Annotated in this window: 25 protein-coding genes; 5 read left to right on the plus strand and 20 right to left on the minus strand. The window is 68.4% G+C overall.

The window, feature by feature from the left end:
* Positions 1-10 precede the first annotated feature (10 nt).
* From EFL95_RS02560 to EFL95_RS02570, 3 genes are all read right to left on the minus strand, one after another.
* Entirely contained in the window at positions 11-1,774 is a 1,764-nt protein-coding gene (locus tag EFL95_RS02560) for an FAD-dependent oxidoreductase (protein WP_246004760.1), read from the minus strand.
* A 158-nt stretch (positions 1,775-1,932) separates the two neighbouring features.
* Positions 1,933-4,251 (minus strand): sodium-translocating pyrophosphatase, encoded by a 2,319-nt coding sequence (locus EFL95_RS02565; protein WP_123232469.1) that lies wholly within the window; start codon positions 4,249-4,251, stop codon positions 1,933-1,935.
* A gap of 152 nt (positions 4,252-4,403) precedes the next feature.
* Positions 4,404-4,739, minus strand: a complete 336-nt coding sequence (locus EFL95_RS02570) for an STAS domain-containing protein (protein WP_123232470.1) — start codon at positions 4,737-4,739, stop codon at positions 4,404-4,406.
* Positions 4,740-4,878: 139 nt separating this feature from the next.
* Between EFL95_RS02570 and EFL95_RS02575 the strand changes: the two genes are divergently transcribed.
* The gene (locus EFL95_RS02575; RefSeq protein WP_246004761.1) at positions 4,879-7,197 is read left to right on the plus strand and encodes a DEAD/DEAH box helicase; all 2,319 of its coding nucleotides are present in this window, start codon (positions 4,879-4,881) and stop codon (positions 7,195-7,197) included.
* Here EFL95_RS02575 and EFL95_RS02580 read toward each other — a convergent pair.
* The 3 genes from EFL95_RS02580 to EFL95_RS19160 form a co-directional block, all read right to left on the minus strand.
* Positions 7,194-8,330, minus strand: coding sequence for an ABC transporter permease (locus EFL95_RS02580; protein WP_183406985.1), 1,137 nt, complete (start codon positions 8,328-8,330; stop codon positions 7,194-7,196). The genes EFL95_RS02575 and EFL95_RS02580 overlap by 4 nt on opposite strands.
* A gap of 344 nt (positions 8,331-8,674) precedes the next feature.
* On the minus strand, positions 8,675-9,313 hold the full coding sequence (locus EFL95_RS02585; RefSeq protein ID WP_246004762.1) for an ABC transporter ATP-binding protein: 639 nt from the start codon (positions 9,311-9,313) through the stop codon (positions 8,675-8,677).
* A 62-nt stretch (positions 9,314-9,375) separates the two neighbouring features.
* Positions 9,376-9,753 carry a hypothetical protein gene (locus EFL95_RS19160; protein ID WP_148044947.1) on the minus strand — a complete coding sequence of 126 codons (378 nt, stop codon included), beginning with the start codon at positions 9,751-9,753 and terminating at the stop codon, positions 9,376-9,378.
* Between the two features lie 166 nt (positions 9,754-9,919).
* Between EFL95_RS19160 and EFL95_RS02590 the strand changes: the two genes are divergently transcribed.
* A complete protein-coding gene (locus tag EFL95_RS02590) occupies positions 9,920-10,309 on the plus strand; it encodes a pyridoxamine 5'-phosphate oxidase family protein (RefSeq protein WP_123232472.1) in 390 nt (129 codons plus the stop codon).
* Positions 10,310-10,327: 18 nt separating this feature from the next.
* Here EFL95_RS02590 and EFL95_RS20135 read toward each other — a convergent pair whose 3' ends face one another.
* The 10 genes from EFL95_RS20135 to EFL95_RS02640 form a co-directional block, all read right to left on the minus strand.
* A complete protein-coding gene (locus EFL95_RS20135; RefSeq protein WP_123232473.1) occupies positions 10,328-10,669 on the minus strand; it encodes an Rv3654c family TadE-like protein in 342 nt (113 codons plus the stop codon).
* On the minus strand, positions 10,666-11,022 hold the full coding sequence (locus EFL95_RS02600) for a TadE family type IV pilus minor pilin (RefSeq protein ID WP_246004763.1): 357 nt from the start codon (positions 11,020-11,022) through the stop codon (positions 10,666-10,668). Before EFL95_RS02600 ends, EFL95_RS20135 begins: the two co-directional genes overlap by 4 nt.
* Positions 11,023-11,078: 56 nt before the next feature.
* On the minus strand, positions 11,079-11,258 hold the full coding sequence (locus EFL95_RS02605) for a DUF4244 domain-containing protein (RefSeq protein ID WP_123232474.1): 180 nt from the start codon (positions 11,256-11,258) through the stop codon (positions 11,079-11,081).
* Between the two features lie 140 nt (positions 11,259-11,398).
* Positions 11,399-12,118, minus strand: coding sequence for a type II secretion system F family protein (locus tag EFL95_RS02610; protein ID WP_123232475.1), 720 nt, complete (start codon positions 12,116-12,118; stop codon positions 11,399-11,401).
* Positions 12,115-12,645 carry a type II secretion system F family protein gene (locus tag EFL95_RS02615; protein WP_183406986.1) on the minus strand — a complete coding sequence of 177 codons (531 nt, stop codon included), beginning with the start codon at positions 12,643-12,645 and terminating at the stop codon, positions 12,115-12,117. Before EFL95_RS02615 ends, EFL95_RS02610 begins: the two co-directional genes overlap by 4 nt.
* A 233-nt stretch (positions 12,646-12,878) precedes the next feature.
* Positions 12,879-14,024, minus strand: coding sequence for a TadA family conjugal transfer-associated ATPase (locus EFL95_RS02620; protein WP_123232477.1), 1,146 nt, complete (start codon positions 14,022-14,024; stop codon positions 12,879-12,881).
* A complete protein-coding gene (ssd, locus tag EFL95_RS02625; protein ID WP_123232697.1) occupies positions 14,021-15,088 on the minus strand; it encodes a septum site-determining protein Ssd in 1,068 nt (355 codons plus the stop codon). The genes EFL95_RS02620 and ssd overlap by 4 nt, the downstream gene beginning before the upstream one ends.
* 137 nt (positions 15,089-15,225) lie before the next feature.
* Entirely contained in the window at positions 15,226-15,864 is a 639-nt protein-coding gene (locus tag EFL95_RS02630) for a hypothetical protein (RefSeq protein ID WP_148044949.1), read from the minus strand.
* 22 nt (positions 15,865-15,886) lie between these two features.
* Positions 15,887-16,999 carry an Rv3169 family protein gene (locus tag EFL95_RS02635; RefSeq protein ID WP_123232479.1) on the minus strand — a complete coding sequence of 371 codons (1,113 nt, stop codon included), beginning with the start codon at positions 16,997-16,999 and terminating at the stop codon, positions 15,887-15,889.
* The gene (locus tag EFL95_RS02640; protein ID WP_246004765.1) at positions 16,996-18,111 is read right to left on the minus strand and encodes a phosphotransferase family protein; all 1,116 of its coding nucleotides are present in this window, start codon (positions 18,109-18,111) and stop codon (positions 16,996-16,998) included. Before EFL95_RS02640 ends, EFL95_RS02635 begins: the two co-directional genes overlap by 4 nt.
* A 128-nt stretch (positions 18,112-18,239) precedes the next feature.
* On the opposite strand from EFL95_RS02640, the gene EFL95_RS02645 reads away from it, so the two are divergent.
* Positions 18,240-18,899, plus strand: coding sequence for a TetR/AcrR family transcriptional regulator C-terminal domain-containing protein (locus tag EFL95_RS02645; RefSeq protein WP_123232481.1), 660 nt, complete (start codon positions 18,240-18,242; stop codon positions 18,897-18,899).
* Here EFL95_RS02645 and purB read toward each other — a convergent pair.
* Both purB and purD read right to left on the minus strand, forming a co-directional pair.
* Positions 18,896-20,314: an adenylosuccinate lyase gene (gene purB, locus EFL95_RS02650; RefSeq protein ID WP_123232482.1), complete on the minus strand. Its 1,419-nt coding sequence runs from the start codon at positions 20,312-20,314 to the stop codon at positions 18,896-18,898. The two genes, EFL95_RS02645 and purB, sit on opposite strands and share 4 nt — an antisense overlap.
* Positions 20,314-21,567 carry a phosphoribosylamine--glycine ligase gene (purD, locus tag EFL95_RS02655; RefSeq protein ID WP_123232483.1) on the minus strand — a complete coding sequence of 418 codons (1,254 nt, stop codon included), beginning with the start codon at positions 21,565-21,567 and terminating at the stop codon, positions 20,314-20,316. The genes purB and purD overlap by 1 nt, the downstream gene beginning before the upstream one ends.
* A 120-nt stretch (positions 21,568-21,687) precedes the next feature.
* Between purD and EFL95_RS02660 the strand changes: the two genes are divergently transcribed.
* Positions 21,688-22,320, plus strand: a complete 633-nt coding sequence (locus EFL95_RS02660; RefSeq protein ID WP_123232484.1) for a TetR/AcrR family transcriptional regulator — start codon at positions 21,688-21,690, stop codon at positions 22,318-22,320.
* 137 nt (positions 22,321-22,457) lie between these two features.
* Complete coding sequence (locus EFL95_RS02665; protein ID WP_123232485.1) at positions 22,458-22,934, plus strand: hypothetical protein; 477 nt, start codon at positions 22,458-22,460, stop codon at positions 22,932-22,934.
* A 45-nt stretch (positions 22,935-22,979) separates the two neighbouring features.
* On the opposite strand, the gene EFL95_RS02670 is transcribed toward EFL95_RS02665, so the two are convergent.
* Both EFL95_RS02670 and EFL95_RS02675 read right to left on the minus strand, forming a co-directional pair.
* A complete protein-coding gene (locus tag EFL95_RS02670) occupies positions 22,980-23,861 on the minus strand; it encodes a catalase family peroxidase (RefSeq protein WP_123232486.1) in 882 nt (293 codons plus the stop codon).
* 38 nt (positions 23,862-23,899) lie between these two features.
* Positions 23,900-25,186 (minus strand): adenylosuccinate synthase, encoded by a 1,287-nt coding sequence (locus tag EFL95_RS02675; RefSeq protein ID WP_123232487.1) that lies wholly within the window; start codon positions 25,184-25,186, stop codon positions 23,900-23,902.
* Positions 25,187-25,205 lie beyond the last annotated feature (19 nt).

Raw genomic sequence — 25,205 nt, forward strand, 5'->3', positions numbered from 1 at the left:
CCGGATGAGGCTAGTACCGCCCTGGCAGCCGGACGTCGAGCGCGTTCGGCAGACCGGCCTTGTAGAGCCCGGCGTCGATCTTCTTGATCCCCTTCAGCCAGGGGTTCTCGTAGAGCTTGTACATCGTGGCGCGCGAGGCGGTCGAGCCGACGGAGTCGAGGATCGCGTTGGCGGCCGCACGACCCGACTCGTTCGCGCCCTCCATCGTGGCGAGGTCGATGTTGGTGCGCACGAAGTCACCGGTGAGGAAGAAGTTCGGGAGCTTGGTGGAGACCTCCGGACGGTCCTTCCAGGAGCCCGCGGTGTTCACCAGCAGCGGGGTGTCGTTGGCGTTGCGCCGCGTCATCGCGTTGTACTGCACGCCCGGGTCGAGCACCCAGGAGTGCACGTCCTCCGGGCCGAGCACGTCGCCCACCGTGTGGTGGTAGCGGATCTGCGCGAACACCTCGTTGGCGACCTCCTGGGGCGAGCACTCCTTCGCGGTCTTGCCGTAGAGGATGCCCTTCGCGTCCCAGTTGGAGATGTCGACCGAGAGGCAATCGACCGCCGAGCCGTCGCCGTACGCGGCCGGGAAGTTGCGGCTCTTCCAGAACTGGCCCTGGGTGAGCGCGGTCAGCGCCCAGGGCGAGTCGATGAAGGTGATGTGCCCGAAGGTGATCGAGATCTTCTTCTTCAGGAAGTACTGGATGCCGACCATCCAGTCGGTCTGCAGGCGGTTGAGGTTCGCGAAGCTCGGGTCGCGGGCGAGCATGTCGCCGCCGAGGAACGCGGTGGCCTTGTCGACCGGCATCGCGGAGATGAACCAGTCCGACTCGTGGCGCGTGGTGACGCCGTACGCATCGGCGAGGTTCACCGCGCTGACCTTCCCGTTGGTGACCTCGTACGACGCGAGTCCCTGGCCGAGCACGAACTTCACGCCGAGACCGCGCAGGTAGGTCGTCCACGGGTCGATCCAGGCCTCGTTCGTCGGCAGGTTCAGCACCCGGTCCAGCGCACCGTCGGCGCCGACCCCCATCATCGTGTAGACGAAGGCCTCGCCCATGTGGCCGATCGTGCGCGTGCTGGCCAGCGTCTCCTTGGCGGCCACCAGGTTGCGGGTCAGGCCGGCGGCGAGCACGTGCTGGTAGTCGGGCGAGCGGGTCGCCGCACCGACGAAGTCCCACCAGCTCACGTTCTCCCACTGGCCGAACCGGCGCTCGTCGCTGGAGGTCAGGAAGACCAGCAACCGGGTGACGAAGTAGGCGAGCTCGTCCGGCGGGACGTCCTGACCCTTGAGGTTCTCCAGCAGGTAGCGACGCAGGCCGTCGACGGTCAGCAGCGCTTGGGGGTCCGGGCCGATGCCGAAGATGAAGGCGTCGGCGCGATCCCCTCCGCGCAGGAACTTGCCGCCCTTGGCCGCGGACAGGTTGTCCTTCACGCCGTTGGCGTTGGAGCCGAACGGGATGCGCTTCATCGTGTCCGGGATGTGGTGGTAGAAGCCCGGGAAGAAGCGGAAGCCGTGCTCCCCTGGCAGGTCGGCCCGACCACCGACGCCGGTGTTCGCCACCGGGATGCTGCGGGCCTTGCCGCCCCAGGCCTTGGGCTCGAAGACGGTGACGTCGAAGCCGCGCTCGGCCAGCTCGTGCGCGGCGGCCAGGCCGGCCATGCCACCCCCGAGGATCGCGACGCGGCGTCCCGGGGTCGAGGAGAACGCCGGGGCTCCGGCGGAGAAAGCGGTGGCGGCGCCGACGACGGCTCCGGTCTTCAGGACGGTACGACGGTCGACGTTCGGCACCACAGCAGGCTCCCCACGAGTCTGATCAGCGCCCGGCCGGCACCGGGCTGCCCCTAACGAACACCGTTAGCCGACGGATGGCAAGGACCAGCACGCACGAAAAGCTCGACGGGCCCAACCACCGCGGTGGTTGAGCCCGTCGAAACCTTGCTACTCGGTCAGGCGACCGGCGGCGCTGCAGCGGCCTCGGCCGCGGCGTCGTCACCGAACTCCACCTCGCGCTGCTTGGCGACGTAGAGGGCCACGATGATGATCGCGACCGCCACGAGGGCGATCAGGATCCGCAGACCGTCGTGCTGGTTGTCGCCCTGGCTCATCGAGACGACCGCGGAGGCGATCAGCAGCGAGACCAGGTTCATGACCTTGATCAGCGGGTTGATGGCCGGGCCGGCGGTGTCCTTGAACGGGTCACCGACGGTGTCACCGATGACGGTGGCGGCGTGGGCCTCAGAGCCCTTGCCACCGTGGTTGCCGTCCTCGACCAGCTTCTTGGCGTTGTCCCAGGCACCACCGGAGTTGGCCAGGAAGACCGCCATCAGGGTGCCGCTGCCGATCGCGCCGGCCAGGAAGCCGGCCAGCGGCGCGACGCCGAGACCGAAGCCGACCGCGATCGGGGCCAGCACGGCCAGCAGACCGGGCGTGACCAGCTCGCGGAGCGAGTCGCGGGTGACGATGTCGACCACGCGGCCGTACTCGGGACGACCGGTGCCCTCCATGATCCCCGGGATGTCGCGGAACTGGCGACGGACCTCGAAGACCACCGCGCCGGCCGCACGGGCCACCGCGTTGATGGCCAGACCGGAGAAGAGGAACACCACGGCTGCGCCGAGGAGCACGCCGACCAGGACGCCCGGGTTGAAGACGAAGAAGTCCGCGATGACGTTGCCGTCCGCGTGGACCTCCGCGAGCTTGTCGAGCACCGAGGTGGCGTAGGAGCCGAACAGCGCGGTCGCGGCGAGCACGGCCGTCGCGATCGCGATGCCCTTGGTGATGGCCTTGGTGGTGTTACCCACGGCGTCGAGCTCGGTGAGGATCTGTGCACCCTCCGGGCTGACGTCGCCGGACATCTCGGCAACGCCCTGGGCGTTGTCGGAGACCGGGCCGAAGGTGTCCATCGCGACGATGACGCCGACGGTGGTGAGCAGACCGCAACCGGCCAGCGACACCGCGAACAGCGAGATGGTCAGCGAGCCGGTGCCCAGCAGGAAGGCGCCGAAGACCGCGCCACCGATGACGAACGTCGTGTAGACGGCCGACTCGAAACCGACCGAGAGGCCGGAGAGGATCACGGTGGCAGCACCGGTGAGCGAGGTCTTGCCGACGTCCTTGACCGGCTTGTACTCGGTGCCGGTGAAGTAACCGGTCAGCGCCAGGATGCCCGCGGACATCACGATGCCGATGAGCACGGCGGCCGCGGCGATGATCCGCGGGTTTCCGTCAGCGCCGTCGCTGGAGATCTGGTTCAGCGCGGTCGCGGCGACACCGTCGAAGTCGGCGAAGCTGCTCGGCAGGTAGACGAACGAGGCGATGACCGAGGCGACGCCACCGATCGCGGCGGAGATGTAGAAGGCGCGGTTGATGGTGACCAGGCCGTTCTCGCCCGGGCGCGGCTTGCACAGGTAGACACCGAGGACCGCGGTGAGCGCACCGATCGCCGGGATCAGCAGCGGGAACACGAGGCCCTTGTCGCCGAACGCCTGCGAGCCGAGGATCAGCGCGGCGACCAGGGTCACGGCGTACGACTCGAAGAGGTCAGCGGCCATACCGGCGCAGTCACCCACGTTGTCACCGACGTTGTCGGCGATGGTGGCGGCGTTGCGCGGGTCGTCCTCGGGGATGTTCTGCTCGACCTTGCCGACGAGGTCGGCGCCGACGTCAGCGGCCTTGGTGAAGATACCGCCGCCGACACGCATGAACATGGCCAGCAGTGCGGCACCGAAGCCGAAGCCCTCGAGCACGTGCGGGGCCTCGTCCTTGAAGATGATGACCACGGTGCTGGCGCCCAGCAGACCGAGGCCGACGGTGAGCATGCCCACCATGGCGCCGGTGCGGAAGCCGACCTTCATGGCCGGGTCGCGGCCGGTCTCGTTGGCAGCAGCGGCCACGCGCAGGTTCGCCTGCACGGCCAGCGACATGCCGAGGTAGCCGACGGCTGCCGAGAAGCCGGCACCCACCAGGAAGAAGATGGAGCGTCCGATGCGCACGCCCGCGTCGTCCGCCGGCAGCGCCAGCAGCGCGAGGAACGCGACGGCGGCGAAGATGCCGAGCGTCCGGAACTGACGGGTCAGGTACGCCTGGGCACCTTCCTGGATCGCCTTGGCGATGTTCTGCATGTTCTGGGTGCCCTGACCTGCGGCCATCACCTCGCTGCGGAACATCGCGGCCATCCCCAGTGCAGCTAGGGAGATCACGCCGATGATCAGCACAAGTGCGAGGTTTCCGCCGGTGAGTTCGGGTTTGATCTCGAGCCCGGTCATCAAATCTCCTGTGTGTGGTGCGCCATCAACAAAATGCCTGTCAAACGTCGCGGACTATACGCAGGTGTGGCGCGGGTCACGGCGAGGGGGTGAGCCATGTCACCCACGCCGATAACAAGGCAGGGCGAAGTGCCCGAAATGCCCGACGAAGGTCAGGCGGAGAGAGCGGTCTGCTCGTCCGGGTGGATGGTGAAGACCTTGGCCAGTCCGGTGATCCGGAAGATCTTGAGGAGCCGGTCCTGGCTGCAGATCAGCGACATCGAACCGTCCTGGGCACGGACCTTCTTCAACCCGCCGACGAGGACGCCGAGACCGGTGGAGTCGAGGAAGTCGACGCCCTCCAGGTCGATGATCAGGCTCGTCTTGCCGGCACCGACCAGGTCGGAGATCTGGTCGCGCAGCTTGGGCGCGGTGTAGACGTCGATCTCGCCGCCGACGGAGACGACGGTGTGCCCGTCGACCTCTCGGTTGGTCAGTGTCAGATCCACGAGAACTCCCAGCGTGCGTCAGGGGTGGGCGGGCGGCTGCTTGGTTCAACCGTCATCCTGCCAGTCATTCAACCACGCGCGGTATCGGCCGCTGCGGGGCCGGAATCCGGATGTCGGGCGTGGCTGGGAGACTCCAGGCGTGAGCACGACCCGGCTGGAGCACCTCGTCGACCGGCTCACCGGTGCGCCGGGGCGCGACGACCGGCTCACCCACCTCGAGGTGCTGCCCCCGCGGGTCGCACGGACCGCGCCGTGGCCCGCCTGGGTCGACCCGGAGCTGGTCGCCGCCTGGAAGCGCGGTGGCATCGCCGAGCCCTGGGCGCACCAGGTCGAGGCGGCGGACCTCGCTCACGCCGGCGAGCACGCGGTGCTCGCTACCGGCACGGCTTCGGGCAAGTCGCTCGGCTACCTGATGCCCGCGCTGACCGCGATCAACACCAAGCGCGGCCCCCGAGGGCAGCGGGGCTCGAGCACGCTCTACATCTCCCCCACCAAGGCGCTCGCCCAGGACCAGCTGAACACCCTGCGCGGGCTCGGGCTGGAGGGACTGCGCGTCGCCACCCACGACGGGGACTCCTCGCCGGAGGAACGGGAGTGGACACGGGACCACGGCGAGTACGTGCTCACCAACCCCGACATGCTGCACCGCTCGCTGCTGCCGGGCCACGAGCGGTGGACCCGGTTCTTCGCCGCGCTCGACTTCGTCGTCATCGACGAGTGCCACCACTACCGCGGCGTCTTCGGCGCGCACGTCTCCCAGGTCATGCGTCGACTGCGCCGGGTCGCCGCCCTGTACGGCGCGAGCCCGACGTTCGTGCTGGCCTCGGCCACGGTCGCCGAGCCGGAGGTCGCGGCCGGCCGCCTGACCGGGCTGCCGGTCCGCGCCGTCACCGACGACGCCTCGCCGCGCGGCCAGGTGGCCCTGGCGTTGTGGGAACCGCCGTTCGTCTCCTACGGCGGCGAGCACGGCGCCCCGGTACGTCGATCCGTGACCGCCGAGCTGGCCGACCTGCTCACCGACCTGATCATCGAGAACGTCCGCACGCTCGCCTTCGTGCGCAGCCGTCGAGGCGCGGAGACGGTCTCGCTGACCACGAAGCGGCTGCTCGACGAGGTCGACGCGTCGCTGGCCGCCCGGGTCGCCGCCTACCGCGGTGGCTATCTCCCCGAGGAGCGACGCGAGCTCGAGCAGGCGCTGCGCTCAGGCGAGCTGCTCGGCCTGGCCGCAACCAACGCGCTCGAGCTCGGCATCGACATCTCCGGCCTGGACGCCGTGCTCCTCGGCGGCTTCCCCGGCACCCGTGCTGCGTTGTGGCAGCAGGTCGGTCGCGCCGGACGCGACGGCGGCGACGCCCTCGGGGTGCTGGTCGCCCGCGACGACCCGCTCGACACCTACCTGGTCAACCACCCCGAGCACCTGCTCGGCCGGCCGGTAGAGGCGACCGTCTTCGACCCCGACAACCCCTACGTCCTCGGTCCGCACCTGTGCGCCGCGGCGGCTGAGTCGCCCCTGACCGAGGAGGGACTGGAGATCTTCGGACCCGCCGCCCGCGACGCCGTCGATGCCCTCACCGCGGCCGGGCTGCTCCGCAAGCGTCACCACGGCTGGTACTGGACCGACCGCCGCCGGGCCAGCGACCTGGCCGACATCAGGTCCTCGGGCGGCAGCCCGGTGCGGCTGGTGGAGGAGAGCACCGGCCGGGTCCTCGGCACCGTCGACCACGGGTCGTCCCACGGCACCGCGCACTCCGGCGCCGTCTACCTGCACCAGGGCGAGAGCTACCTGGTGCTCGACCTCGACCTGGAGGAGTCGGTCGCCACGGTCGTTCCGGCACCCGACGTCAGCTACTCGACCTCGGCCCGCGAGGTCACCGACATCGAGATCGTCCGCGAGGCCCGCCACGAGACGTGGGGGCGGGTGCGGCTGAGCTTCGGCACGGTCCGCGTGACCCATCAGGTCGTGTCGTTCCTCAAGCGCAAGGTGCCCTCCGGCGACGTCATCGGCGAGGAGCCGCTCGACCTGCCCGAGCGAACGCTCGAGACCGCCTCGGTCTGGTGGACCGTCCCCGACGACGTGCTCGAGGACTCCGGTATCTCCGCCGAGGACCTGCCCGGTGCCGCGCATGCCGCGGAGCACGCGAGCATCGGCCTGCTTCCGCTGTTCGCCACCTGTGACCGCTGGGACATCGGCGGTGTCTCCACCGCCCGCCACGCCGACACCGGCGTACTCACCGTCTTCGTCTACGACGGCCACCCCGGCGGCGCCGGCTTCAGCGAGCGCGGCTTCGCCACCGCGTTCGAGTGGCTGGAGGCCACCCGGGACGCGATCGACTCGTGCGCCTGCACCGAGGGCTGCCCGTCCTGCGTGCAGTCGCCGAAGTGCGGCAACCAGAACAACCCGCTCGACAAGGCGGGAGCTGTACGGCTGCTGGATCTGGTACTAGCCGAAGTCAATTAGTCCCTTGGCGGCGGCGATTGCACCGGTCCCAGAGCCGTGAAACTGAGAGCGGCGACCAAACCGCTGGCAAAAAGGACGAAGAGGCCCAGGCCCGCCACAGAGGTCCACGGAATCGGGATCGGCACGATCCTCGTGTGCTCGATCGCACCACTTCCGACAACTTCAGCATGACCGGTGCCGAGGATGCCCCGCACGCCGAGAAGCGCGATGACCGAAGAAGCGATCACACCTGGGACCAACGGTAGTAAGGCTTCGAGCACCACGCTGAGCCGCAGCACTCTGCGCGGCGTCCCCACGGCCAATTGGACCTCGAACTGCTCACGACGAGCGACCATCGCCTCGAAGGTACTGAGGGCGAGCCCGCAGCACGCCAGAGCTAGTGCGAGGTAGTAGGCGACATCCACGAGTCTCAGCGTGTCGGCATACAGCGGGTCTTCAGGATCAGTGATGACCAAGAAGTGCGCTTTGACCGCTTGTCCACTGAACGCCACGACGAGCGCAAGGAGGACTAGAGCCGTCGCGCGGCTGACTGCGTAGGGATCACTTTCCAAACGACGCCCGGCGATCAGAAGAGCCGGTCTTCTCGCCGTGTCAGCAATCCAGCGGCCGAGATGCGATGCCACCGACGCCACCCCGACTACGAGAGACCCGGCGGCGACCGAGAACAACCCGACCACAACAATCACGTCGATCTGCGTGGCCCTGTTCGGCTGACCGAGGAGGGACCGTAGGCCGGAGTATCCGACCAGACCGCTGAGGCTGAGCAGAAGGGTGATCGCCGCGGCCGCAAGCGGGGGCCGACGAGCTTTGACGCGTCGAGACACGGCAAGTGGATCTGCCTCAATGCGACGTGACGCGAACCAACAAACGATGACCGCGGCGGTCGGAAGCAGGAGCAGAGTCGCCAGAGCCCAGCAACTACCCGGTGCAACGTCCGTCGGCAGCACGTGGACCGAGCCGTGGTGAACATGAGTAATTTCCGTGGTCGCGTCGACCCCGTCGCGAACCACAGTCGTGGTGGTCCAGCTTCCGATCACTGTGAGCGGGCCGTTCAACAGACGCTGGGCGAGAGGAAAGGCGCAAAGCGCTGCAACTGCTCCTGTCGCCACGGGTAACGCCGCTTCGGCGACCAAGGCGATCCGGACCTCCCGGGGCGTGGCCCCGACGAGTCGGTACAGGGCCAGGCGGCGGTTCCGAGCCGGTGAACCCAAAGTTGCCGCCTGACCAAGCAGTGCCACAAGCGGGACTAGGAGCAGCGCCAATCCAGTAAGTAGTCCCTGTCGCATCGATGCCTGTTGAAGCAGGGCAGTCGAGTAGGGACCGCCGTGCCCAGAATCAATCGCTCTCACCGTCCCGACGGCCAGACAGGTGACGCTGGCAGCAGCGCCGACTGCGGCAGAGGCTACGAACCGAGGACGTGACGAGTACGCAGATCGGAAACCCAGTGCGACCAGGTTGAACAGTCGAACACCCCGCGTCATGCTGGCGCCTCGAGCATCCCGTCACGTAGCTCCACGACACGGTCAGCTCGACTGGCAGCCGCCGGGTCGTGTGTGACCATCACGACGGCTGTGCCTGCCCTTGCCAGGGCCACCAGTTCGTCGAGCACCCGAGCCCCGGAGTTCGAGTCGAGCGCGCCGGTCGGTTCGTCAGCGAAAAGGATCGTTGGGTCAGTTGCGACCGCCCTCGCCATGGCGACCCGCTGAGCCTGACCCCCGGAAAGCGCGGAAGGTCTGGCAGGCGCAAACTCCGCGACTCCGAAGCGATCGAGTACCGCTGTGGCTCGCGCAATCGCCTCACCGCGTCGCATACCCCGGAGGAGCAGGGGCAAGGCCACATTCTCTGCCGCCGAAAGCTCAGGCACGAGTTGGCCGAACTGGAACATGATGCCGAAGCAGGTTCGCCGCATCTCACTCCGTCGAGCCTCGGCCAGCCGAGAGAGCTGCAGGCCACCAAAGGTGATCTCGCCGGCGTCAGGTTGAACGATGGTTGCCAGGCAGTGCAGCAGCGTCGACTTTCCCGAACCAGACGGCCCCGTGATCGCCAGCATCTCGCCAGCGAGGACCTCGAGATCGACGGCTTTCAGAACCTCGCGATCGCCGTAGGTCTTGGACACTGCTCGGGCGCGGAGGACGGTGGTCGCTCCGGTTCCCGGAGCGACCACCGAGAGGTAGGAGTTCAGCTTCGGCCGCCTGACTCGTAACCGCTGCAGTCGTTCGGCCAGTTGTTGATCTCCTCGCAGGAACGGAACTTGACCACCTTGTTCTCGCTCCACTGGTGATCGAAGTTCTTGCACGTGCCGTTGCCGCCGCCCCAGTTGTGCTTGGTCAACGAACCTCCGTCGAACGCGTATTCGGCGTACACCGCGTGCCCATCGCTGCTGGTATCGCACACGTGGAAGCGCTCATCGTTGCCGGCGCCACTCCCGTCAGGATCGTTGTTGAAAAGGACCGACGAGCCGTCAGTCGTCTTCTGCCAGGTCGCCGCCATGGCTGCAGTTGCTCCGAAGAACAAGCCGACCGCTGCCAATGTCAGTACCACCAGGAAACTCTTCATTCGAACCTCCCATGGTTGTTGGATTGAAACTGGCCAACAGACGTCGGCCGCGTGGCACGGATGACGTGGACTCTGCAAAGTCGCACCAAGTCCGGACGATGGACGGCGAGATCCGCCAACCAGCGGGCAATTCGGCAGGGACGGTAAACCAGGGCAGGATCAAAGCGTGTCCCTCGTACTTCCCCGGTCTTCGGCCTTCCTCGATTTCTGGATCGAACGTCGGCTCTGCACGGTGACCACGCTGCGGCCGGACGGCTCACCTCACGTCGTCCCGATGGGTGTGGTGATCGACCCGGAGACCGACACCGCTTGGGCGATCACCTCGAAGACCTCGCGCAAGGCGCGCAACCTGGCCGACGGCGGACCGATCGCCGTGTGCTGCGTCGACGGCCGCTCCTGGTCGACGATCGAGGGAACGGCCACCGTTTCCGACGACCCGAAAGTCGTCGCCGAAGCCGAGCGTCGCTACGCCGAGCGTTACAAAGTGCCTCGCGAAAACCCGAGTCGCGTCGCGATCCGGATCTCGGTCACGAAGGTCATCGGCAACGTGGGTTAGGGCAGCCCTCGCTGCGGCTCAGGACGTAGGCCCGGCACGCGCCCTGGCGCGAAGCGCCTTGCTGCCGAAAGCGCCGGGCAGGCGGCGCTCGACGACAACCGTGACGTCGCCATCCGACGCTTCACAGAGCCTTACGCTCACACCGTTACGGCGACCTATTCGTTCGGCGGCCAGGCACGGCGACCCACCTTCCTGGGCTGCCGATGCACCCGCAAGTGCCGCAAGGTCCGCCGCACCCTGAACCTGTCGGTGCGTGGCGATGACCGCTACGACGCCTCCCCCGATAACTGCGACGAAAACAATCAGAGCCGCCAGGCCGAGCGCCATCACCACAGCCGCACCATCCTCGCGCCGGCTCATGATCCGGGCTCTTGGGCTGCGACAGCCTCGGCCCTAACGGGCCGGCCAAGAAATCCGAGGAGACCACCGGGACCGCGCATCTCGGCGGTGACAGTGACGACCAGGGCACCCTGTTCCTCCCGCACCACGATCTGGGCGCCGTCAGGCGCGATCTGTCGGCCAAGCCTCGAGCTGGTCTCCGCGTCGTCGCCCCGTGCAAGTGCTCGCGCTGTCTCCCGCGCTGCATCAACCACCCGAGCTTGGGCGACGCCGAACGCGACCATCCACGCGAGCACCGCCGCCAGAACGACCAGGACCGGGATCACCGTCGCCGTCTCCGCCGTGACCGCACCTGATTCATCGCGCCTTCTCATCGACCCTCCTTTCGCCATGGCGGAGGAGCAGCGCTCCTCCGCCACGACCAGCCCGATCAGAACGGCAGCATCCCGAGAACCCGGTCGAAGATCGTGTTCACGACCTTCGCTCCGGTGTCGCTCGTGAGCAGCTTGAACAGCAGGCCGGCAAACCCGACTCCGGCTCCGGTGCAGACGGCGTACTCGGCGGTGGTCGCGCCGATCTGGTCCCTCAGTCGTTCGGTGGCAATACGCATTGCTTCTCCTGTTCCTTGTGCCGCGCGATGACGGCGATTCCTCTGACCGGTAGGAGGTTTCCGGCTGCAGGAGCACCGAGCGACGACACGATCGGGAGCGGTGGAGAACCGGCAACGTGAATCACCTGTGGACGACTCGGTCAGCGGAAAAGGGTGAGGGACGAGAAGAGTCCGGCTGCGAGTGGAACGACTCCGAGAAGAACGAAGGACGAAAGGAAACAGAGGCCGAGGGGTGCTGCTGCCCGTACTTCAACCGTCCGTGCGCTGGCTTCAGCGCGAGCCCGGTTCTGGTTGAGAAGATCCTCGGCCAAACGCGTCACCGCCTGCTCCACCGACGCCCCGGACTCATGTGCTCTCGCCATGCGCCGACCGAGTTCTTCGAGCGGCCCGTCGACTGATCGCCACACGCGTCCCGCATCGACTCCCATCTGAAGACGGCGGCGGATCAGGTCGAGCTCGTCTCCCGCGGCACCAGGCATCGCCGTGGCGACTGTTTCCAGGGCTGCGACGGTCGCCGCACCCGCGGCCAGGCACGCCGCAAGGAGATGCACGGCGATCGGCACGTCCCGCTCGAGCTCACGCCGACGTCTCGCTGCTGCTGGGCTCTCAAGGCGCGAAAGGGCGCGCCAGGAGAGCAAGGCCGCCACCACCCCGATCGCCCAGCCGGCGACTCCGCCGACCACTGCCCAGCCGCCGACCGCTGCAAGAATGCACAAGGTCCCGCGCAGGCGAAGCAGCAGAGCGCGTTCTGCCGTCCCCCCGGGGCGACCGGATCCCGGCGTCGTCTCGAGGCGGCCTTCGAGCGGGACGAGGGCGGCGACCGCTGCCGACGCGAACAAGCCAGCCAGGAACGGACTCATGACAGCTCTGTCTGGTCCGCGATCCGTTCGAGCCAGACACTCCCTGACCAGACGAGCATCAGGCCTGCCGCCAAGCACAGCTGGCCCGGGAACGACCGTAGGAGAAACGTGAAGGGGTCTCCGCCCATCCCGCGTCCGAGAAACAGCACGCCCAACGGAAGCAGCGCCAACAGCCGCGCGGTTGCCAACGCGGCGGACAGCTCGGTACTGACCAAGCGCGACGTCGCCCGGCTTGCGCGCGCGGTGTCGGCCGCCCGCGCCATCGTCTTGGCAAGTCCGGCGCCGGACCGGTGAGACACGCTCCAGGCCGAGGCTGCTACTCGAAGCAGCCCAGCCCCAGGTAGCTCGGCGACGGCTCGGAACGCGTCGGGGATATCCGCCCCGGTGTCGGCTGCGCGGGCGACGGGCTCGAGCTCCACGAACTCGGCGGCCATGTTCCGCACTGCCTGAAGCGGCGGCAAGCCAGCAGCCAGATCAGCTGCCAGACCTTCGCAGGCGGAAAGCATCAGGTCGCGCCGGAGATTCACATCGCGTCGCAGCCTCCGTCGACGGATCGCCCGGAGGACGGCTGCACCGCTCGCAACGCAGACGAGGACGAGGAGAGGCGACAGGTCGAGCCGTGCGAGGACACCAGCGGCGGCGCAAGCGCCCAGCACCCACGCACCTTTGACTGGCCCTGGCCCCGCAGACGAAGCCAGTCGTGTCACCCTCGGAGCGGCGAGGTAGGCCGCAACGGCTGCCGCGACCGAGGCAAACATCGTCACCCGGCCAGCAGTTCCTCGAGGCGTCCCGCGGCCGGACCGGGCACGAGTTGCAGGTCATCTGCGAATCGCACCGCTAGCGACACCCCGTCAACGCCGTCGAGGACCCCGATCGCTCCAACCCTGCGCGCACCGTTGGGAGACCGAACCACATGGATCACCAGGTCCACTGCCGCACCGAACATGGCCCGAGCAGCTTCGCGATTCAGGCCAGCGGCTAGCGCCATCGTCTCGATGCGGGCAGGAATCGCGGCCGGAGAGTTGGCGTGGACGGTCCCGCACCCGCCCTCGTGACCGGTGTTCATCGCTGCGAGCAGGTCGACCACCTCTGCCCCCCGCACCTCACCGACCACCAGACGATCGGGACGCATGCGGAGGGCCTGCCGAACGAGCATCTGCAAGGTGATCGCACCTGCTCCCTCGATGTTCGGTGGCCGTGCCTCCAGAGCAACCACATGGGGGTGTTCGGGTCGCAGCTCACTTGCGTCCTCGACGATGACCAGACGTTCGCGCGGATCGACCAGGCTCAGCATCGTGTTGAGCAACGTGGTCTTCCCAGTACCGGTGCCGCCGCTCACCAGAAATGCGCAACGCGATCTGACGATGCGATCGAGCAGAGTCGCGCCATCTGGACTCACCATTCCCGCAGATGCGAGACCCGCGAGGTCGAAGGCCCGTCTTCGCGGCACGCGGAGCGAGACAAGGGTCCCGGGACGCGACAACGGAGCAAGCACCGCGTGGAACCTCGTGCCGTCCGACAGGCGCAGGTCGACGAACGGTGACGCATCGTCCAGGCGCCGACCTCCCGCAGCGGCTAAGCGCTGCGCGAGCCGGCGTACCGAGTCGTCGTCTCCGAAGCGGACTCCTGTCAGCTCGAGCCCGTTGCCCCGATCGACCCACACCTCGCTGGGTCCGTTGACCAGAACGTCAGTCACCCCGGGTAGCGCGATCAGCTCTTCGAGGGGACCAGCGCCGAGAACGTCACGACGCAATGCATCGTGCACGGCCAGCACCTGGGTGTGCCCGATCGGCCGGCCACCTTTGCGCAAGGCTGAGGCCACGCTCTGGGGTGTCACCTCCGCGCCGTCCAACGCGAGACGGTCCCGCACCTCGGCGAGGAGGTCAGCCGGCGGTCCTTGCGTCAAGCGACGCGCTCCGCCGCTTGAGGACCGAGGCTGGTGGCCACTTCCTTGGCTGCTCGCGCCAGTGCGCCACGACGGAAGCGAAGCGGCCCGGCGCCAAGACTGATCGCCTCATCGAGACCGCGCTGATCTCCCATCGAAGCAAGGACCGGGAGCCGCAAGAGCCGCGCGATGTCGAACTCGTTGACACCTCCGGTCCGATCGCGGAGAAGCACCTTGGAAGTGCTCGCCGGGAGCCTGCGTGCAACGCGGGCAGCCGCGGTCACGGCTGGCACGGTGGTCGTCGTCACGAGGATGACGTGGTCACACCTGGCGAGGACCTCATCAGTAACCGGATCGGGGTGACGCGGGAGGTCGACAACGACCGAACGGAATCCACGGGTCCCAGCCGACAGCGCCTCCCGTACGGCGAAGGCTGGCAGCCCCGGAGCGCGATGCACCGGCCAGGTGAGCACGGACAGCCCGTCGCGACCCGGAACAGCATCGCGAAGGGATCTCGCACTGAGCCGCCCGGTTGCTTGAACCAGGGAGTCCCAACGAACGCCCGATGCCTTCTCCATACCCAAGACGCGGTCGAGCCCAGCGCCTCCCACGTCCGCGTCGATCAGGAGAGCTCCACCGCGCGCGCCGAGCACCTGGCCAAGCGCCGCAGCGAAGACTGTCGCCCCGACGCCGCCGGCGCCACCGATCACACCGAACACGGTGCCGCGCGAAGCCGACCCGTCGGCAGCGTCTGCGAGCAGCTCGATCAGCCACGAGTCGGACGCCGGCAACGCAGCGACGGACTCTGCCGAGCACGCCAGGGCGTCGCGGAACAAGAGGTCCGGCAGAGAGCCCACCCCCAGCACGTGCACGCCCGGTCGGCGAGCCGGCTGAGCCCGCGCCATGCGGTCGGCACGGTCAGCGCCGACCAGCACCAAAGGAGCCGTCGGCCAGAGCTGGAGAGCAGCACCCTCGTCGGCCACCACTTCCGGAACCACGCCTGCGGCGGCAGCAAGTCGAAGGACCTCGGAGATGAGGGCGTCGTCGTCGGTGACGAGCAGGGGCGGTGGGACGTGAACATTCATGGACGAACCGTGCCCGGTCACGAGGTGACCTTGCGTCAGTCCTGACACAAACCTGTGGATAACCACCGTTGCCCGGCGGCTGTGGACAACTCCAAAGGCGCTAGTTCACGTCGACCGTGGCCCCGCCGGCGGCACCGTCAGAAGTGCACGGAGCTCGACGTACTGCCCCACCAGTAGGTGGTGTCGCCGATTCGGGCCCGGTAGTACCGCAGTTCGTCGGACACCGCGGCGAGGCTGAACTTCCCGTGAGCGTCGGTCCGGTCGGAGTAGAGCGGGTGCCAGTCACAGGTCGTGCAGTCCCGGTACTGGATCGAGACGTAGCGGTGTGCCCACCCGCGGTAGCCGTCGACCGAGGCGACGTACCGGGTGATGGTCCCCGACAGCGGGACCTTGAGGTGGTCCTGGCGGTAGCCCTTCAGCGTGACCTTGGTGCCGAACTTCACGACGGCCTTCGTCGAGTTCTGCGGCACCGCCGCGGACGAGCTCGGGGTCACGGCGTACATGCCGGTCGGCCAGTTGTCGTGGAAGATCCACGAGCCCTGGTTGACCCCGTTCTTCGCGGTGATCGTGCCGTAGGTCTTGCCGCTGCGGGCCACCTTCCAGCTCGCGGAGGCGTAGCTGTCGCAGCCGGTGAACGTCGGCTTCACCCAGGTGAGCGGCGCACCGGCCGTCACCTTGTACGGGACGGCGATGGTGCAGACCGGCTCCACGGCGGAGGCCGGCGCCACCGGGGCGAGCACGGACGCGAGGACGAGGGGAAGGAGGATTCGACGCACCCCAGGAAGTTATCAGCGCTTCCTAGGAGCGGCGGTCGTTGCTCCAGTCCACGAAACCCGTCGGGTCGTGCCGACCGAAGGACGCGTGCTCGAACAGGCCGTGACCGACCTCGCCGTCGCAGGTCGCGCGGCCGTAGTGGTCGATCACGCCGAAGCCGGCGCGGGCAACCACGCCGGGGTCGGTCAGGTCGTAGGTGACCCGCTCGGTGAAGTTCTCGCCCTTCCAGGATCCGTGGGTCCAGTCCGGGTCACCGCCGTACCCGCCGCCGACGTGCAGCACCGCGTGGGTCACGGTCTCGACCTCGACGACCACCGGGCTGCCGTCCGGGTTGGTGCAGGTGATCCGCGCCTTTTCGGGGTGACGGGTGCCCGGGGTGTACTGGAACTCGATCCGCGGCCAGCCGAGCTGCTCGACGCGGCCGTCGGCGTGCCAGATCCGGCTCGCGTCGTTCAGCGTCCGGAAACCGGTGTGCAGCTCCTGGGCAATGATCACGATCGAGAACGTCTCGAACCGGATCGGCACGTAGAGCCACCAGAAGCCCTCCATCGGCGGGTCCTGCGGCCGACCGGCCGGCTCGCTCTCGCCGACGGGACGGATGCCCCAGGAACGGTCCCGGCTACCCATCCACTTATCGGGCTCGACCGTGATCTCCTCGCCGTCGACGAGCAGGGTGCCGGACCAGGAGCCGAGCTGGGCGAAGCGCTGGGCGTCCAGGGTCGGCTTGGTGTCCGAGGACAGCATCAGGTGCGGCATCTCCTGCACGACCGGGTGCGACCCGTCCCAGGTGATGTCCATGGCCATGCCCTCGGTCTCCTCGAGGACGAGGCGGATCTTCTGAAGCGGCTCCACGACCTCGAGCGCGTACTTCCCGACGCGCTGGTCGAGGCGGTTGCCGTCGATCGCGTCGGAGAGGTGCACGGCCGTCTGGGTCTGACCCCGCCGCAGCAGCACGTAGGCGTCCTTGACCCCGAGGTTCGGGTAGTAGCCCAGACCCGTGATCAGGACGGTGTCACCGCCGACGGTGTCGAAGCCGTTGAAGTAGCAGCGGTCGTAGAAGTTCCGGTCGCTGCTGGCCGGCCGGTTGATCGGCAGCGGCGCCTGGTGGATCGGGTACTCGTCGAGCGGGCCGATCATGCCTGGTCTCCTTCGAGAAGCGTCCGCATCAGCGGACCGTGGTGGAAGAGGGAGTCGATGTCCTCCGGGATCTCGGCGAGCTCGCCGAAGTGCACCTGCCGGGCACCGGTGCGCATGAAGACCACGCCCCAGATCACCGCGGAGTAGATCTCGAACCAGCGCAGATCCCCGACCTCGACACCGGTCGCCTCGGTGTAGACGGCGCGGACGTCCTCGGCCTTGAGCACGTTCGGCAGACCGGGCATGCCGAACACGTCGGTGATCGACTGGAACACCTTGTGGGCGAAGACGATCCAGCCCAGGTCGAGCTCGCGCGGACCGATGCCCGCCATCTCCCAGTCGAGGACGGCGACGGGCTCGAAGTCGCGGTAGAGGCAGTTGCCGATCCGCGAGTCACCCCAGGAGAGCACCACGTTGTCGGGCCGGTCGGCCTCGGGCCAGTTCGCCTCGAGCCAGGTCAGCGCCTGGTCGATCAGCGGAGACGGTGCGAGCTCGGCGGCCGCCCAGGTGTACCAGGAGCGCAGCTTGTTGAAGAGCCGGCGCAGCTCGGTGTCCCCCTCGTAGTCCCGGATGTCGAGGAACCCGAAGGTGCCGCGTGCGTCCGGGATCGAGTGCAGGTCCGCGAGCACACCGACGGTCGAGTCCTGGAGGCGGCGCTGGTCGGCGTACGGGGCGTCGAAGAACCAGTTGTCACCGAACGTGTACGGCATGACGTCCGGCGGCACGATGCCCTCGATGCGGTCCATGAAGAAGAACGGCTGACCGAGCACCTCACCGGTCGCCTCGAGCCAGCGCGGCGTCGGGACCGGTACGCCGGACAGCTCGCCGACGAGCCGGATGGCCTCGTACTGGTGGTCGAGTCGATAGGTCTGGAAGACCGGGACGTCCTTCTCGGCCGGCGCCATCCGCATCACGAAGGGGTGCGTGCCGCGCTCGCCGTTCTCGGTCCAGGTGACGTCGGCCAGGATCGTCTCGCTCGACATGCCGTTGGCGTCGGAGGCTCCGGAGAGCGCGATCTCGACGTCGGCGCCCTCGCCGAGCTGGCCGTTCAGCCAGGTCGTGAGGGTCGCGGCCATGGCGACGTCGTCCCGGCTGCTGCGGGTGAGAGTCATGTCAGCGGGGGGTGGCTCGTTGGTCATTCGGCTACAGAACTAGAACGCGTTCTTGTCTGTCAAGCAATTCTGAGATATTTTCTGACGCGCTTCAGTATTTCTTCCGTACGCACCCCGAAGGAGTCCGCATGAGCGACCAGGCGACCAAGCCTGCGAAGCCGAAGCGCGGGCGCCCGCAGCGGATCTCCCGTGAGCAGATCGTCACCGCCGCCCTGGAGCTGGGGACCGAGGACCTGAAGATGAGTGACGTCGCCAAGGCTCTCGACGTCGGACCGGCAGCGCTCTACAACCACGTCCGCGACCGCGACGAGCTGCTCGCCCTGATGGCCGCGCGGATCCTCGACGAGACCGAGTACGACGACTTCGAGCCAGGCCCGGACGCGACCTGGCAGGACTGGATCACCTCGTTCGCGCACGCGACCCGGACCGCGATCGTCGCCAACCCGCAGCTGCTCCAGTACGTCCGGCTGACCAGTGCGCCGACCGGGTTGCGACTCGATCGCATCGAGCACCTGGCCGCGGCCCTGGACGAGGCCGGCTTCAGCACCATGGACGTGCAGCACGCGGTGCAGAACGTCTACACGCTCGCGCTGGGCGAGGCCTGGCAGAAGGTGCTCGCAGGAGACGGCGAGGACCCGCAGTTCGCCGAGTTCGGGCGCGGTGTGACCGAGCGATCCGAAGACCTGCCGCACCTGCAGGAGATGCTCGACGCTCGACCGGACCCGGACGTGCAGTTCCAGTTCGCGCTGGAGATTCTGCTGGCCGGCCTCGAGCGCCGGCTCGGCTAGAGGATCGCGCCGGGCTCGTACGCCGCAGCGGCCGGGTCGGCGGCGACGACCTTCTCGATCTGCCGCACGACCGCCTGCACCTGCGCGACCGCCGCACCGGTGAACTCGATCGGGTCGGCGACGAGCGCCGCGATCTGTTCGCGGGTCAGTCCGAGCCGGGTGTCGGCGGCCAGCCGGTCGAAGAGGTCGTTGACCGCGAGACCCTGACGCATCTCGAGGGCGACACCAACGGCGTGCTCCTTGATCGCCTCGTGCGCCTCCTCGCGACCCACCCCGTTTCGCACCGCGGTCATCAGCACCTTGGTGGAGGTCAGGAACGGCAGGTAGCGGTCGAGCTCGCGCTGGATCACGGCCGGGAAGGCACCGAACTCGTCGAGCACGGTGAGGAAGGTCTGGAACAGGCCGTCGGTGGCGAAGAACGCGTCCGGCAGTGCGACCCGGCGCACCACCGAGCAGGACACGTCGCCCTCGTTCCACTGGTCGCCGGCGAGCTCGCCGACCATGGAGAGCTGTCCGCGCAGGATCACCGCGAGGCCGTTGACCCGTTCGCAGGAGCGGGTGTTCATCTTGTGCGGCATCGCCGACGAGCCGACCTGGCCCTCCTTGAAACCTTCGGTGACCAGCTCGATGCCGGCCATCAGCCGGATCGTGGTCGCGAGGTTCGAGGGGCCGGCGACGATCTGCACGAGCGCGGAGATGACGTCGAAGTCGAGCGAGCGCGGGTAGACCTGGCCGACGCTGGTCAGCACGTTCTCGAAGCCGAGGTGGGCCGCAACCCGCTGCTCGAGGTCGGCGAGCTTGGCCTCGTCACCGTCCAGCAGGTCGAGCATGTCCTGAGCGGTGCCCATCGGGCCCTTGATGCCGCGCAACGGGTAGCGCGCGGTCAGGTCGTCGAGCCGGGCCAGCGCGACCAGCATCTCGTCGGCCACGGTCGCGAAGCGCTTACCCAGCGTCGTCGCCTGTGCGGCCACGTTGTGGGAGCGGCCGGCCATCACCAGCGACTCGTGCTCGCTGGCCAGCCGACCCAGGCGCGCGAGGGTGGCGACGACCCGCTGCCGGACCAGCGCGAGCGAGGCCAGGATCTGGAGCTGCTCGACGTTCTCGGTCAGGTCGCGCGAGGTCATGCCCTTGTGGATGTGCTCGTGCCCGGCCAGGGCGGAGAACTCCTCGATGCGGGCCTTCACGTCGTGGCGGGTGACCCGCTCGCGGGCGGCGATCGAGGCCAGGTCGACCTGGTCGATGACCGCTTCATAGGCCTCGACGACGCCGTCGGGCACGTCGATGCCGAGGTCCTTCTGCGCCTTGAGCACCGCGATCCAGAGCTGCCGCTCGAGCACGATCTTGTGCTCGGGCGACCAGATCGCGGCGAGGTCGGCGCCGGCGTACCGGGTGGCGAGAACGTTGGGGACGGTCATCAGTGAGCCTCTCCGTCCGCCGCCTTCGCGGCGATGTCACGACGCCACTGGGCGCCGTCGAACGCGATCGCCGAGACACCCTCGTAGGCCTTCGCCCGGGCGTCGGCCAGATCGCTGCCGACCGCCGTGACGGCCAGGACCCGGCCACCGTCGGTGACCAGCTTGCCGTCGGCGATCGCGGTGCCGGCATGGATGACGTCGACCGCGGGGTCGTCGGCCAGCGTCTCGGTGCCGATGATGACGTCGCCCTTGCTCGAGGACTCCGGGTAACCGGCACTCGCCATCACGACGGCGACGGCCGAACCGGACTTCCAGCGCGGCGGCTCGACCTCGTGCAGGACACCGTCGGCCGAGGCCTTGAGCAGGGCACCGAGCGGTGAGTCGAGCAGCGCCATCAGCGGCTGGGTCTCCGGGTCACCGAAGCGCGCGTTGAACTCGATCACCTTCACGCCGCGGCTGGTCAGCGCCAGGCCGGCGTACAGGAGGCCGGAGAAGATGGTGCCGCGACGGGCGAGCTCGTCGACGGTCGGCTGGAGGACCCGCTCGAGGACTTCGGCGACCAAGCCCTCGGGTGCCCACGGCAGCGGCGTGTAGGCGCCCATGCCACCGGTGTTCGGACCACGGTCGGCGTCGAAGATCCGCTTGAAGTCCTGCGCCGGCTGGAGCGGATAGACGCAGGAGCCGTCGGTGATGGCGAAGAGGCTTACCTCCGGGCCGTCGAGGTACTCCTCGATGACGACGCGCTCGCACTCGAGCGCGTGCGCCAGCGCCACAGCGCGGTCGTCGGTCACGACCACGCCCTTGCCGGCCGCGAGACCGTCGTCCTTGACGACGTACGGAGCACCGAATGCGTCGAGCGCAGCCTCGACCTCGGGCTGGGTCGTGCAGACGTGGGCGAGCGCCGTCGGCACGTCGGCGGCAGCCATCACGTCCTTGGCGAACGCCTTCGAGCCCTCGAGCTGAGCGGCGTCGGCGGACGGTCCGAAGCAGGAGATGCCGCGGGCGCGGACCGCGTCGGCGACGCCCGCAACGAGCGGAGCCTCGGGACCGACGACGACGAGCTCGGCGCCCAGGTCCTCGGCCAGGTCGGCCACGGCTTGGGGATCCATCGGGTCGACGTCGTGCACCTTCGCGAAGGTGGCGATGCCCGGGTTGCCCGGCGCGGCGTGCACCTCGGTGACGCCTGGGTCGCGGGACAGGGCCAGCGCGAGCGCGTGCTCCCGGCCGCCGGTGCCGATGACGAGGGTCTTCACTGCACTCATCCTAGTGGTGAGGCGTGCGCTCGCGGTCCAGGGCGAGATCGCTGGACTCATCGAGACAACGAAGTTCCAGAATCGTTTGCCGGGAGCGAGCAGATCCGTCAGGGTGTCCCGATGGGCTCACCGGCTACCTCCACTGCGCGCAGCTACGGCGGCAAGACCGCGGCCGAGCGCACCGCCGAGCGCCGGGAGCGCCTGATCGAGGCGACGATCAACGTGCTGGCAGAGGCTGGCGAGGGCCGCGCCACGATGACCGCGATCTGCTCCGGGGCCGGACTGACCGAGCGCTACTTCTACGAGAGCTTCGCCAACCTCGACGAGGCGATGGTCGCCGCCTTCGACCACGTCTGCAGCGAGATCCTGACCCTGGCCGCCCAGGTCATCGAGAACACCCCCGGTACGCCGGAGCAGCGGGTGCACGCGGTGATGGAGACCTTCGTCGAGATGGTCGTCACCTCGCCCTCGAAGGGCAAGGTCGCGGTGATGCACACCAGCGCCAACCCGGAGCTGCGCGGACGCCGCAACGACCTGATGGCGGTCTTCTCCGACTTCGTCGCCCGCGAGGCTGACGAGCTCTACGGCGAGCGGACCTGGCCCGCCGAGCGCGCCCGCGTCTTCGGCGTGGTCTACATCGCCGGTTTCGCCGAGCTGATCAGCGCCTGGCTCAACGGTGACGTCGCGCAGAGCCCGGCCGAGCTGGTGGACACCGCCAGCGACCTGTTCACCGCACTCTTCCGACGCGTCTGAACCACCCGCGCAAACTATCGACAGCAGGCAGTACTCAGTGCCATGTTCGAAGGTGCTCCCGACATCACGGGTGCCGGGAACACGACGACAGCTCTCGGCTGTCGCCGGTACTCCCCTCCCAGGAATCAGGTGATGTCGTGAAGCATCGCAAGAACACTCCTCGCCGGACCCGGCGGCTCTACTCGGTCGGCGTCTTCTTCGCCGTGGCGGTGGCGCTCGTGCCCAGCGCGGCGAGCGCAGCGTCGGTGGGACCGGTCTCCGCAACGTCAGCCGACGCGTACGTGAAGGCCAAGTGCCAGTTCGCCTTGTCGTCCATCGACTCCGCGACCGGCAATGCGGTCGTGAAGGTCACCACCTCCGCGACGCCGACACTCTCGGGCTCGTTCAACAACAAGTACACCTACATGGCGTGCGAGGTCTTCAGCCCCGGCGACGACAGTCAGATGGTCGTCTTCATCGAGAGGAGCAGGAACTCCAACACCCTCGCAAGCACGACCGCGACGTACGTCATCCCGTACTCGGCAACCTCGAGTCCGTACCGGGTCTGCGTCTACGCCAACGTGATCCACACGAGCGGGGTGTTCACCCCTGCTCCGTACACCTGCAGCAGCTAGGCGTACGCGGGGCCCGGGCCGAGGACGGCTCGGGCTCCGCACACCTCAGACCCGTCGGTTGACCGACGACGTGTACGCACCGGCCCGGTAGAGCAGGATCGGGTCCTTCGACAGCCCGACTCCGTCGACCACCCGGGTCGGATCGAAGACCACGATCTCCCCGTTCTGCTCGCGCTCCGGGTCGAGACCGGTGATCTCCAGCGTGCCGGCGTCGAAGAACTCGGTGCCCCACGACGTCGTCGGGTCGTCCGGGTCGTCCCCGGCGCCGGCGACCTGCACCTCGAGGGTGAAGCGGACCGGGCCGGCGGTCAGCCGCGCGGCGATCTCCTCGCGCAGTCGGTCCTTGCCCTTGAACTCCCCCGCCGGCCGCTCGCCCTGCTGCGGCGTCAGCTTGTAACGGACCCAGCTCTGGGTGCCGTCCGCCGCGGTCCAGGAGTAGGCGTGCACCGGGTAGTAGACGACCTCGGCGTAGGAGAACGGCGGCACGATCGCCTTCGCCTTGGCGTTGGCGACGAAGGCACCGAAGGTGTGCGGGTGCCGGGCCAGGAAGAACGGGATCTTGTAGGGCTTGGCGGCCGCGCGCACGAGCGCGAGGAACTCCTCGACGCTGCGCAACGGGAACTCCGGCGAGGTCTGTCCGAGCAGGTCGGTCGCAGTGCCGTCCGGCAGCCGGAAGGACACCGCCATCCCGCGTACGTCGGTCGCGGTGTCGGGCACCGTCGGGTTGCCGCCGCCGTTGGACCAGCGCACCCGGATCGGCACCGGATCACCCTGCAGGTGCAGCGCCTTGCTCAGCTTCGCCGCTGCCGGCGTCGCGGTGAAGGTGCCCTGGTAGAAGGCGCCCTTCGCGTGCAGCGCCCGGTGGCCGGGGTGCTTGCCGAACACGGCGTTGATCTGGTCGATCGCGGCTTCTGGCTCAACCGTCATGGCCGGAGCCTAGGGCGCAGAACGGTACGCCGGAAGGGTCAGCGCTCGTTGACCACGACGGTCTGCTCGCGACCCGGTCCGACACCGACCGCCCAGAACGGCGCACCGGACATCTCCTCGAGCGCCTTGACGTAGATCTGCGCGTTCTTCGGCAGGTCGTCGAAGCTGCGGCACCCGGAGATGTCCCCGCCCCAGCCGTCGAAGTACTCGTAGACGGGCTTCGCGTGGTGGTACTCGGTCTGGGTCATCGGCATCTCGTCGTGGCGGACGCCGTCGATCTCGTAGGCCACGCAGACCGGGATCCGCTCCCAGTGGTCGAGCACGTCGAGCTTGGTCAGGTAGAACTCGGTCAGCCCGTTCACCCGCGCGGCGTACCGGGCGACGACGGCGTCGTACCAGCCGCAGCGCCGGGTGCGGCCGGTGGAGACACCGATCTCGCCGCCGATCTTCTGCAGGTTGATGCCGTCCTCGTCGAACAGCTCGGTCGGGAACGGACCCGAGCCGACGCGGGTCGAGTACGCCTTGATCACCCCGATGACGCGGTCGATGCGCGTCGGGCCGATGCCGGCGCCGGTGCAGACACCGCCGGCGATCGGGCTGCTGGAGGTCACGAACGGGTAGGTGCCGTGGTCGACGTCGAGCATGGTGGCCTGGGCGCCCTCGAAGAGCACCGTCTTGCCCTCGTCGAGCGCCTTGTTCAGCAGCAGGCTGGTGTCGGCGACCATCGGGCGCAGCCGCTCGGTGTAGGTCAGCAGCTCCCCGACGACCGCCTCGACCTCGATCGCCCGGCGGTTGTAGACCTTCGCCAGCACCTGGTTGCGGACCTCGAGGGCAGCCTCGACCTTCTGGCGCAGGATGTTCTCGTCGAAGAGGTCGGCGATCCGGATCCCGACGCGGTTCACCTTGTCGCCGTACGCCGGACCGATGCCGCGGCCGGTGGTGCCGATCTGGTTCTTGCCGAGGAAGCGCTCGCTGACCTTGTCCACGGCCACGTGGTACGACGCGATCACGTGGGCGTTGCTGCTGACGACCAGTTGAGCGACCTCGACGCCACGCTCGATCAGACCGTCGAGCTCGCGGAAGAGCGCCTCGGGCGAGACGACCACGCCGTTGGCGATGACCGAGGTCGCACCGGGGGTCAGGATGCCGCTGGGCAGCAGGTGGGTGGCGTACTTCTCGCCGTTGACGACGATGGTGTGACCGGCGTTGTGACCGCCGCTGGTGCGGACCACGTAGTCGATCGGCTGGCTGGTCGCGAGGAGGTCGGTGGCCTTCCCCTTGCCTTCATCACCCCACTGGGCTCCGAGGACGACGATCGCGGGCATGACACCACCCTTTCCAGGC

Origin of the sequence: Nocardioides marmorisolisilvae (assembly GCF_003725775.1) — a bacterium.
Taxonomy (GTDB): domain Bacteria; phylum Actinomycetota; class Actinomycetes; order Propionibacteriales; family Nocardioidaceae; genus Marmoricola; species Marmoricola marmorisolisilvae.